We start from the raw sequence: 10,925 nt of genomic DNA on the forward strand, positions 1-10,925 counted from the left end.
CTTAGGGAAGCGGCACACTTTTCTCATCTGCAAACTGCGTTTTCGCGTCGAGCGACGCCCACCGCGGCGTTCGACGAGTCGATAGGCGGTCTCTTTCGCAGTCGTGTCGTGCGTCCACTTATGAGTGGGCTGTATGGGAATCTATACCCATTACGCTCGCGGTCTGAATGGAACGTCGCTTTGGCGCTCCCATGTGCCCACAGCGCGCGCCGATCGCGGCGCAGCGACGACGCGAAACGCCGTCTTCGCAGTCTCTCGCCAGTTTCTGGCACTTCCTTCGGGAGTTTCGTGATGAGTCAAGGCGCTACCATTCCGCGCTCCGGTTCGCCCTTCGACGATCGTTCGCCGCGCGAGGCGAACGACGGCGCCGGCCGCGCGTTTCCCTATCCGGGGATTCCCACTACGTGCGACGGCGCCGAAGCAGTCGTGCATGTGGAAATCGCGGTCACGCAAGCGGCTGGCGCTTATCCCATCACCAGTTCGACCACGATGGGGGGCGGATATGACACAGCGGTCACCAACGGCGCGAAGAATCTCTGGGGCGATTCGCTGATCTTCTTCGAGCCGGAAAGCGAGCACAGCGCCGCGACGTTTTGCGAAGGCTTTGCCGCCGCCGGGGGGCGAGTGACCAACTTCACCTCCGGGCAAGGGCTCGTGTTGATGAAGGAAGTGCTCTACACGATCTCCGGCAAACGCTTGCCGGTGGTGATGAACATCGGCGCTCGTGCGCTTACGAGCCATGCGTTGAACGTCCATGCCGGGCACGACGATGTGATGTGCGTCGCCGATGTGGGGTGGGGCATGCTGTTTGGGCGTAACGCGCAAGAGGCCGGCGACCTGTGTCTCATTTCGCGGCGCGCGGCCGAGGCCTCGAATACGCCGTTTTTTAACGTACAGGATGGGTTCCTCACCACGCACACCGTGGAAAAGGTGAACTTGCCTGAGCATGAATTCATGAAGGAGTTTCTCGGCCCGCCGAGCGCACGGCTGTTCAACCTGATGGATCCGGAAAACCCGCTCATGTCCGGGACGGTGCAGAACCAGGATTCGTACATGAAGGGGAAGATCGCCCAACGTTGGTACTACGATCGCGTGGCGCCGGCGCTCGTGGATGCGTTCGAGACCTTCTATCAGCAGACCGGACGGCGGTACGACTTCGTCGAACCGTATCGCTGCGCCGACGCCGAATACATCCTGGTCGGCATGGGTAGTTATATGGAGACCGTCCGCGCCACGGTCGACTATCTGCGCGATCAATGCGGCATCGACGTCGGCTGCTTGAACGTCTGCTGCTTCCGACCGTTCCCAGCGCGACAGATTGTCGAAGCCCTCCGCGATTGCCGGGCGTTTTCTGTGCTGGAACGAATGGACGATCCGCTTTCCACGACAGGGAATCACCTTACGCGCGAGATCAAGGCGGCCCTCTGCGACGCGATGACCGGGCAGAACGGACAAGAGAAGATCGAGCGCATCCCGCAGATTTATTCCGGCTCCGCGGGCCTCGGCAGCCGCGACGTGCGGCCGGGGGACATCATCGCGATCGTGGAAAACATGATCCACGACGGCCAGGACTATTTCTGCGTGGGCATCGATCATCCGTTGGCGCTCAAGGTGACCGAAGATCCCGACCTGCGCGAATCGGGCACGTTCAGCATGCGCGGCCATTCCATCGGCGGCTTCGGCTCCGTGACGACGAACAAGGTGATCGCCACGATTGCGGGTGATGTGTTCGGCAAGGACGTGCAGGCGTACCCGAAGTACGGCTCCGAAAAGAAGGGACTGCCGACGACGTACTACCTGTCAATCGCCGAGAATCACATCCTGCTCCACAGCGAACTGGAACAGGTCGACCTTGTCGTGCTGAATGACACCACGGCGCTGTTCAGCGGAAATCCATTGAAAGGACTCGTCAAGGAAGCCGCGATCGTCATGCAGTCGCCATATACGAATCCGGTCGACGTCTGGCAGCGCATTCCTGTGCATCAACAGCGATTCATCCGGGAGCAGAACCTGCATGTGTACTACATCGACATGGTGCAGATCGCCCGCGAATTGGCGTCGCTGGCGGATTTGCAGATGCGGATGCAGGGCATCGTGCTGTTGGGCGCGTTCCTCAAGCTGACGCCGTACGGCCGCAAGAGCAACATGACCGCCGAACAAGTCTACGCGGGCGTCGAACAGGCCTTGCGAAAATACTTCGGCAAACGCGGCGAACGCGTCGTGCAAGACAACCTGAACTGCGTGAAGCGCGGCTACAGCGAACTGCTGGAAGTGCCGCGAGAACTGATGAACAAATGAGGCGTTAACCATTTCAACCGCAGAGGCGCGGAGGAATTTCTAATTTCTAAAATTGAATGTCGAATCAAATCCGAATGTCGAATGGCCGTGCCGGAAATCAAGTCAAATGTTTCAGTTCGTCATTTGAACATTTGCATTTGATTCGACATTCAGATTTAGAACTTCCCCCTCAGCACCTTCGCGGATCTTAATTGCTGAAATCTCGCCCCCTCCCCAAGGTCTGATCCCATGGCCACTGATGTTCGCGACGAATCGATGAACGCAGCGAATGACCGCGATCCTTATAACAACAACTGCTACGGCACGCTGGTCGACTCCGGCTACAAGTTGGTCAACCTGCCGATTCTGGATGTCGTCGATTTCAACGAGCGCGTCATTCGCGGCTACGAAGAGGGGACCGCGGAGAAGAAGATGCCGGCCGAGTTGGGTCTGGCCCGGTCGCTGGTCGCGGCCGGCACCGCGACACTGCGCGACTTCAGCTACATCGCGCCGGAGATCCCGGAGTACAAGCCTTCCAACTGCACCGGCTGCATGGATTGCGTCACGCTCTGCCCCGATACGGCAATCCTGGGCAAAGTGCTCGGCGAAAGCGAGTTCGAGAAGCGGCTCGCCGAAATTCACGACCCGGCCGATCGCGAGATGTTCCGCGCGCAGTGGTCGAAGACGCGGAAGTATTACGAAGGCCCAGCCAAGAAGGTCGGCGAAGGGGGCATGTTCTCGATCATTATCGACCCCAGCAAGTGCAAAGGTTGCGCCGAGTGCGTCACCGTCTGCGACGACCTGGCGCTGGAGATGATCCAGAAGACCGATGACAACATGACCTCGATCCGCAAGAGCCATCGCTTCTTCAAGCAGATGGGCCCTTCGGACGAGCGCTATATCAACGACAACCTGCTGATCGACATGATGCTCAAAGAGCAGACGCACGTCTACGTCGGCGGCGCGGGCAGTTGCGCCGGCTGCGGCGAGGGAACGGCGCTGCGTATGTTGTGCGCGGCGACCGGCGCGAAGTACAACAGCGATTGGGGCATCGTCGCGGCCACCGGCTGCAACACGGTCTACACGTCGACCTATCCGTACAATCCGTACCTGGTGCCGTGGACCAACTCGCTGTTCGAGAACGCGCCGGCCATGGCGCTTGGCGTCCGCGCGCGGTGGGATCAGATGGGCTGGAACAAAAAGCCGCTCTGGTGCATCGGCGGCGACGGCGCGATGTTCGACATTGGCTTCCAGTCCCTCTCGCGGATGCTCGCTTCCGGCGCGAACATCAAGGTCTTCGTGCTCGATACGCAGGTCTATTCCAACACCGGCGGCCAGGCTTCGACGAGCAGTTACACCGGCCAGAACACCAAGTTTAGCGTTCACGGCAAAGCCATCTTTGGCAAACAGGAACGGCGCAAGGAAATCGCGCAGATCGCGATGATGCACCCGCGCTCGTTCGTGGCGCAGACGACGTGCGCACATATCAATCACTTCTATCGCTCGGTTATCGACGCGCTGGAGTTCGACGGCCCGGCCATCGTGGTCTGCTACACCACCTGCCAGCCGGAGCACGGCGTCGGCGACAACATGGCCACCGATCAAGCGCGGTTGGCGGTCGATACCCGAGCGTTCCCGCTGTTGATTTACGATCCGCGCAAAGGGAACACCATCCACGAGCGGCTCTCGTTGCAAGGCAACCCGGCCGTCAACGACGACTGGTGGATCAACCCCAAGACTGGGAAGCAAGTCGATTTCGTCGACTTCGCCCGCAGCGAAGGGAGATTCTCCAAGCACTTCGACAAGCAAGGCAATCCCAGCGAGGTGTTGCTCAAGGCCAAGCAAGATCGCGCGGAGAATTGGCGAGTCCTGCAGGAATTGGCTGGCGTGCTGGGAAAGAAACCCGCGGCGGCTGAAAAGCCGGCCGCGGCCAAGAACGGCAATGGCGAGAAACCTGCAGGTCCGGCGAACCTTGCCGTGGGCGCCAGGCTCCGCTATTTCGATGGCGCACAGTGGATCGGCGGGCGGATCGCTTCGCTCCAGCCGGTGCTGCTGCGATTGGACGACGCGACCGAGATTCCGGCCACGCTGGAAACAGTGAACAGCGCCGTGGCCGAACGTTTGATTCAGTGGGATTGATGTGTCGACGCGTTTTTTGAGATGGGGATGAGACCATGCAAGCCTTGGACGGCGAGCTGTTGATCGGCGGGGAGAGGTTGGCGCATCTGAGCTGCGAATTGGACGAGGACCGTTGCACTGGCAGGGCGCACGAGTGGCGGCTAGCCGGCCGGCTGACGCTCTCGACCGAGGAACAATCGCTGCTGGTGTTGGAGCGCGTCTACCGTCTGCAATTGGCCGACGGCCGCGCGGGGCAGATCGTAGTCACGCATTTCGCGACCGGCAACAGCCACGCGGTCGTGGCGGAGTTTCACCACTCGGCGTCGGTGAGGCGGCCCAAATAGCGGGAAACGTGCCAGGAGACAGCGACGCAACCCATTTTATGCCTGGGTCAGACTCACGAAATCGGCGGACTCGTCCAAGTTTTTGATGGCCTGCCTCCTGGGCTTGGCGGACGATGGCTTTGTCGACGGTCTGCGCAGCACCGGCCGGTTTCGCGGGGTATAATGGTTTGTCCGGTCAGCGAATTGACCGGAGCGGAAACCCCGTGCTATAAGGTTAGCTGGGACAGACACTTGCCGCGGCGGTCCAGGCCCAAGGACAGGGCCCTGTGCGATGAGCGATCCATGGCTTTGGTGACGTTACGAGTGCTCGAAGGCGCCGATCGGGGGCGATCGTACGAACTGTTGCCCACGCCGATCACCATCGGTCGCGAGGAGGGCAACTCCGTCCAGCTCAATGACGAGCGGATCAGCCGGTTTCACCTGAAAATTCAGGACGACGGCGACAAGCTCGTGCTGACCGACCTGGAAAGCACCAATGGAACCAAGGTCAACGGCGAGGATATTCAGCTTAAGATCCTGCGCTACGGCGACACGATCAGCGTCGGCCGCTCGCGATTGCTGTACGGTTCACCGGATCAAATCGCCCAGCGATTGGCCGAAGCCCGCAACGGAAAAGGCGCGAAGCGCTCCGGTTCGGTCGGCGCCAAGGAAGGTGAGGCGGCGCTCTCAAAACCTGAACTGCAATTCGAGTTGCACTGGAATCCGGACGCCGAGAATCAGTCAACGCTCCTCGGCCTGCAACCGCCGGAATTACCAGAACGCTTAACGCCGGGGCAGGCGGCGCAGTTTTCGGAATTCGTCGAGTATTTCCACTATCGTATTCGCGACCTGTTGGAATCTGTGCAGCGCCCCGACCACGCGCAGCCGATCGTGCTAGAAGATCGGCAGTGGCAGAACCTGCTCGACATGCAGGCGCGCTTAGCGCAGTATCTGCGGGACATCGCCCGGCCGGACGCTTCCTAAATTGCTCCGCATAGCGGAAGCTTTCGGCGCAGCAAAGCGATCGTACATCCGCTGTTGCGCGAGGTGCCGCGCCGCCACCATGCAGACGATCACCGTGGTGAGCAAGATCATCGCGCGTAGGTAGTCCCGCCTCCGGGCGGCGCCAAAGGCCGCAGCCGCCAGCGGTGGCAACATGGCGAAGGCGGCCAACAGCGACACGCCGAAAAGCACGGTGCTCCAGGTATCGCCCCCGGTGAGTGCCGCTTGAAACGGTGTGGGCGAAATCATCAGGAGCCAAAGCCCGCTCATCAATTGCAGCGCCGTGGGAACCAGCCCCAGCCACCCGCCCCAGACGCCAATCCGCGCCGCGTCGTCGCGTTGGGATTCATCGCGTGCGCGACGCATCGCCAAGCCCAGCAACATCACGCCGGTCACGGCGAACGAGGCCAGCACGAAATGCGACGCCCGGGCCAGCGTCTCTGGCTCGGCGAAGAGTTTCAGGAGTTCTTGCCGGCCAAGTTCCGGCTTGCCCCAGGTCTCCGGCCGAGTGGTCAACACGCCGATGCCGGCGAACAGCGGCGGAAAATGATAAATGGTGTTCGTGGCGGCGAGCAGATTGATCAACGCATGCCACCAACGGCCGGCGAACCGCCGCCACGTGGCCAAATAGACCACGAGCAACAGGTACGAAAACACCAGCTCGGCGATGCCGAACCAATAACGCGAGCGCGGAATCAATTCCGCCGCGCGCAGAAACGGCTCCGGCCGGTGGTGGTAGATGGCGCCAAGGACAAGGCCGCCGAGCACGATGCCGGAGGTCAGCCCTATGAGCGACATCCTCGCCAGCCACTCGCCCGTCGTGCTAGCGAGCGCATCCCCAGTGCGCCGTGTGCGCCAGCCGAGCCAAAGGCAAACGAATGGCCCGGCGGTGGCGACATTCATCGCCATCAAATGCGCCGACAACAGCAGGACCATTAGTAGATCGAGCAACCGCATCACCCGGCGTCAAACAATTGTTGGCTCGGCGAATCCACTTCCACCAGGATACGCGATGGCGCCGCAATTACGAAGCGTTGGTAACTCGGCCGATTACTCCCGCACTTTCGCCGTGCCGTCGAAGTACGCCTGGTACTTCGGCCAACTCCAGACGGCGAGCTCGCGGCCGACGCGCAGGCCGACGTTATTGTCCGTGGCGATGTGGTAACCGCCCAGACAACGCGAGAGCGCGGCCATCTCGGCCGTGGCGCTCCAAGTTGGCAGGTCGATCGTCATCATTTCGCCAGGTACGTTCTCTGTCAGCTCGCAATGCCGGCGCTGTTCCATGAAGCCGTACTCGTCGCTGCCGGTAAACAGTTCCAGGGCCTTCGAACAGGCGCCGCTCACGGTGGCGTGTCCGCTCGTATAGCCAGGGAACGGCGGCGTCACGAAAATTGCCGGAGAATAGGGACTCCATTCCTCGGCGGGGACCATTTTCGCGCCCCCCTCGGGCCCGGCCCAGCCGCGCACCATCTGGCCCTTGTAATAGTGCCGGACGAGCGTCCAAGGGCGCGAGGAGTCGTACACCCGCTTGGTCTCCCAGCAGGAGATAAAGGCGTCCGAGGCGACATTGGCGATCACGAAATAGAGCTTCACATCCTGGTCGAGATCGTGTTTGTCACGCCGGGAAACGTCCTGCGCGAAGCGCAACCAGTGCCCGCTCTGCCCGGTGGAACGCGGTCCGTCGCGCATGAATTCGACGGCGGCCTTCTGCTCGTGGGTGAGGCTGGCGTTGTAGGCCAACACTTCATCGACGTCTTTCTTCAATCGGCCGTCGCCGTCCGTGGTCAGCGGTGGCGGTTCCGGGCGGAATTGCTCGCCGCTTTCCATCACAAACGGCTTCACGCGATACCAGTGCGGCGTGAGGAAATCGACGATGAATTTGCTGCCGTCCGCGCGCGTGAAGGGAATCGGTTGCCAGCGGTCCGGGTCGAGAATCTTGTCCGGCGAATTCACCGGCTGATAGAACGTGTAGTCCGAGTAAGGCGTTCCGTCGCCGCCCGCCTCGTCGCCCAGTTGGTTCGCGCCGTCGTGCTTGCGGTACTCGATCAACGCCTGGGCGGCGAGGTATCCGATCCCCGCGGGCTTGGTCGGATCCTTCGAGACCAACAGCGGGTCGTAGCCCAGCTTCGTCATCTCGCCCGCGAGGTAATCTTTCGAGTCCGGATAGACAAACAGCAGCGCATGATACGCGGCGTAGCTAATCGCAGCCTGCTTGTTGTCGAGCGTGTGTTCCGACTTAGGGCGGCGGAGTTGTCCACCCAAGCGCGAGCCCACGGCCTTCTCGTCGTAGGCGGCCCAGGCGTCGTACATCGCCGTCGCCCAAATGGCCAACGTGCGGGAAATGATCGTCGGACGCGCGCCGTAACGGTCGACGTCCTGCGCCGTGGCCTCTTCGGCGATATCCAGCCAAAGGTAAGCCAGCGAGACGTTGGACTTATCCGCGATCGGCAGAAATTTGTGAAGCGGCTTTTCGGTCGCGGGGGGATCCGCCGCGTTCGCAAAAGACACGATCACGCACGACGCGAGCACGATGCACAAGATTGATTGCTTCATGGGATGTCCACCCCGAGGGAGCCAATGGGAATCGTCCGGAGAAACCGAACGCGCCACCTCCTTGTGGCGTCGACCGAGCATGAGCCGATGCCTTCACGCGCCGGGACGAGCGGTCTATGGAGAAGTGGTCCCGACCCCTCCATTCTTGCCAGTTTAGTTTATGTTTTGCAACCCTGCGGCGCGAAGAATTCGCTTGATCCGATGAATAAGCGGAAGGGGCACAATTTGCACTCCCCCAACCGGGCGAATCCGCGCAGGACCGAGCGGAATCGGCGTCCGATGGGACAAAAATGTGCCTTTTCCGCATCGTTAGTCACGATCAGACATGACCAGCTGGCGGCAAAACGGCAGTAGCGCCAGAGCCAAGAATTCATCGACCCGCCACAGATTGCGGGCAGGGTTGGCTTCAAAAAACACGCTGGCGGAGAGCACCAGCAAATCGCGGAAACTCTTGAGCGGCAGCCCGCGCATCGAAACCGCGGAAAGCTGCTGGTAGGTCTCCAAGAGCGTCCGGTGGACGCCCACGAAATTGAGCAGCACTCGGGTGTACGCGTTTACGCGGAGTTGATCGCCGTCGTCGCTCCAGCGCAATTCCGGGGCGAAGTAGTCCGTCTCCAATTCGCTCCAGATAGCGACAGCCTGGACGACGGCACGCGCCGCCGCTTCCGGCGTTGCGCCGCCTTGCACCAGCTCATCGACTACTTTTCCTTGACGTCCGGGTTGCTTGCTCCAGAGTCGAAAAACCTTGGTCGCTTGACCAAAATAGAAGGGCACATCCGCCAACGTGAGATCGAGCATTGCCGGGTACGTCCAGAGGCGACTGGAACTCGGCAACCAGGGGGCGCGATCGGGATGTTCTGCCAGGAATTTGAATTCCGCCACGTCGGCCAGCATCTCCGCCAACACGGCCGACAGCGCCACCGGCAGCCGCTGGCAAACCTCGGCAATGGCGAACGCGCGAAACCGTTCCGCATCGAGCTGTAGCCTATCCCCGGCGCCGACAAAGCAGTCTTTCAATCGCAATTCGTGGACGAACGCGGTTTCCGCCGCTTCGTTCAATGTCAGCGGATCTGCGAAACGTGCCAGCGCGTCGTAGAGATTGTCGAACCGCAACATGCTGGCTTGCCAGCCATGGCCCCAGACGTCGTGAATCAAATACTTTTCGATTTGATCCTGCGGCAACACCGTGACCAGTCGCGGCAATTCCTGGAGAATGGTCGCGATGTCCGCGCCCGTTCGCGCCGCCAGTCGCTCCAGTAACGCGCGGTCAAGTTGTTCGCTCGCCACATGACCGAACGCCGGAAAGCTGGCAAATCGCTCCTGAGAGAATCGCTTCTGGTGCGCGAGGAATTCACGCACCGTTGCCTGGCGATCCGGCGGCAGTTGGCGAAAGCGTTCGCTGGTCAGCGACTCGTGGTCCTCGCTCAACGGCAGGCAAAAGAACACCAGCGTACTGGTGACGACCACTTCGATGTCTTCCGGCGGAACCGGCGCGTCGGGATAAATCGCCTGGAAAAGCCCCACGATTCCCTCGCGGAGACGATCGGAGTTCGGCCACAAGTTGAACTCGTCGCGCATGGCGCGCACCAGCGCTTGTTTGCGGCGTGCATCCTGCATGTCGCGACCGAGTTCGGTGGACTCGCGTCGAACGTCCTCGTCGGATAGCGCAAGCAGTTGCTGCGCGCGGGCGATGAACTCCGCGACCTGCGATGCATCACCAAAAAAATCCGCTTCGAACAACGGCAGCGTCCGCGAGCCGGCCGTGTCCAGTACCGGCTGATCGGCCACCACGACTTGCTTCAAATGGACCAGCGCCAGCACGGATCGCAATAGCAGGCGCCGCAAATCTGGCGAGTCGGGTTCGTCGATGGCCGCCGGTTCCAGCAGCCCTCCGGACCCCGCGACCAACCGATCATGCAGCGCCGTCAATTCCGCTTGCTCCGCGGCTTCACTTGGCCGCTCCAGCGCTCGCAGTCGCGTTTCGCAATCCAGAAACGCCCGCAAGTCCTCCAACACGCCCCGCCAGGCCGACGGCACGCACGGATCGGCAAGATGCGTATCAGTCAGCCGGGCCGGCATGAATCACCAGGAATGGGGAATACGAAATCCAACACAACTTTACCGCGGAGTAGCTGATACGCCGAGATGTTGCCCGCGAAACACGCGAAATGACGCGAAACGGAGAATTGTCCACGAAGTCACGTTAACGGCAGGTTCAATAGGACTTTTTTTTCGCGTCATTTCGCGTGTTTCGCGGGCAACATCTCCAGTTCCGCGTTTCAAATGTTGGCTGGTTTTGTCCCTCGTTCAGCGTGAAAGCGGACGATGGTGTCCCAAGCCTCTTGGGGCGTCTCGGCGTAGTCGATGAGGTCGATGTGTTCGTCGGCGATGACGCCCTCGTCGGCGAGAAACTGGATGTCGATCACTTGCTCCCAGAATTGGCGACCATACAGGATAATCGGGATCTCCTGCATGCGATGCGTCTGCCGGAGCGTGAGGGCGTCCGTGAGTTCGTCCAACGTGCCGAAGCCGCCCGGGAAGACGACGAGCGCCTTCGCGCGCAACAGGAAATGCAACTTGCGGAGCGCAAAATAGCGAAACTGAAAACACAGCTCCGGCGTAATATACGGATTCGGTCGCTGTTCCGCCGGC

The 10,925-nt window shown here is 61.0% G+C and carries 8 protein-coding genes; 4 read left to right on the plus strand and 4 right to left on the minus strand.

The genetic code is table 11. The features are described 5' to 3' along the window. The first annotated feature begins 291 nt into the window (after window positions 1–291). The 4 genes from SGJ19_29175 (at window position 292) to SGJ19_29190 (ending at window position 5,702) form a co-directional block, all read left to right on the plus strand. Window positions 292–2,298 (plus strand): 2-oxoacid:acceptor oxidoreductase family protein, encoded by a 2,007-nt coding sequence (locus tag SGJ19_29175; GenBank protein MDZ4784338.1) that lies wholly within the window; start codon window positions 292–294, stop codon window positions 2,296–2,298. 228 nt (window positions 2,299–2,526) lie between these two features. Then, on the plus strand, window positions 2,527–4,416 hold the full coding sequence (locus tag SGJ19_29180; protein MDZ4784339.1) for a thiamine pyrophosphate-dependent enzyme: 1,890 nt from the start codon (window positions 2,527–2,529) through the stop codon (window positions 4,414–4,416). 35 nt (window positions 4,417–4,451) lie between these two features. After that, on the plus strand, window positions 4,452–4,739 hold the full coding sequence (locus SGJ19_29185; GenBank protein MDZ4784340.1) for a hypothetical protein: 288 nt from the start codon (window positions 4,452–4,454) through the stop codon (window positions 4,737–4,739). A gap of 282 nt (window positions 4,740–5,021) precedes the next feature. Then, window positions 5,022–5,702, plus strand: a complete 681-nt coding sequence (locus SGJ19_29190; protein ID MDZ4784341.1) for an FHA domain-containing protein — start codon at window positions 5,022–5,024, stop codon at window positions 5,700–5,702. Here SGJ19_29190 and SGJ19_29195 read toward each other — a convergent pair. The 4 genes from SGJ19_29195 to SGJ19_29210 all read right to left on the minus strand — a co-directional run. Further along, entirely contained in the window at window positions 5,658–6,677 is a 1,020-nt protein-coding gene (locus tag SGJ19_29195; protein MDZ4784342.1) for a hypothetical protein, read from the minus strand. The genes SGJ19_29190 and SGJ19_29195 overlap by 45 nt on opposite strands. A gap of 93 nt (window positions 6,678–6,770) precedes the next feature. Then, on the minus strand, window positions 6,771–8,273 hold the full coding sequence (locus SGJ19_29200; GenBank protein MDZ4784343.1) for a vanadium-dependent haloperoxidase: 1,503 nt from the start codon (window positions 8,271–8,273) through the stop codon (window positions 6,771–6,773). Window positions 8,274–8,582: 309 nt separating this feature from the next. Next, window positions 8,583–10,352 (minus strand): hypothetical protein, encoded by a 1,770-nt coding sequence (locus SGJ19_29205; protein ID MDZ4784344.1) that lies wholly within the window; start codon window positions 10,350–10,352, stop codon window positions 8,583–8,585. 200 nt (window positions 10,353–10,552) lie between these two features. Continuing rightward, window positions 10,553–10,925, minus strand: a 373-nt coding sequence (locus SGJ19_29210) for an LOG family protein (protein MDZ4784345.1), incomplete at its 5' end; no start/stop codon positions are given.

Source organism: Planctomycetia bacterium, from assembly GCA_034440135.1.
Lineage (GTDB): Bacteria > Planctomycetota > Planctomycetia > Pirellulales > JALHLM01 > JALHLM01.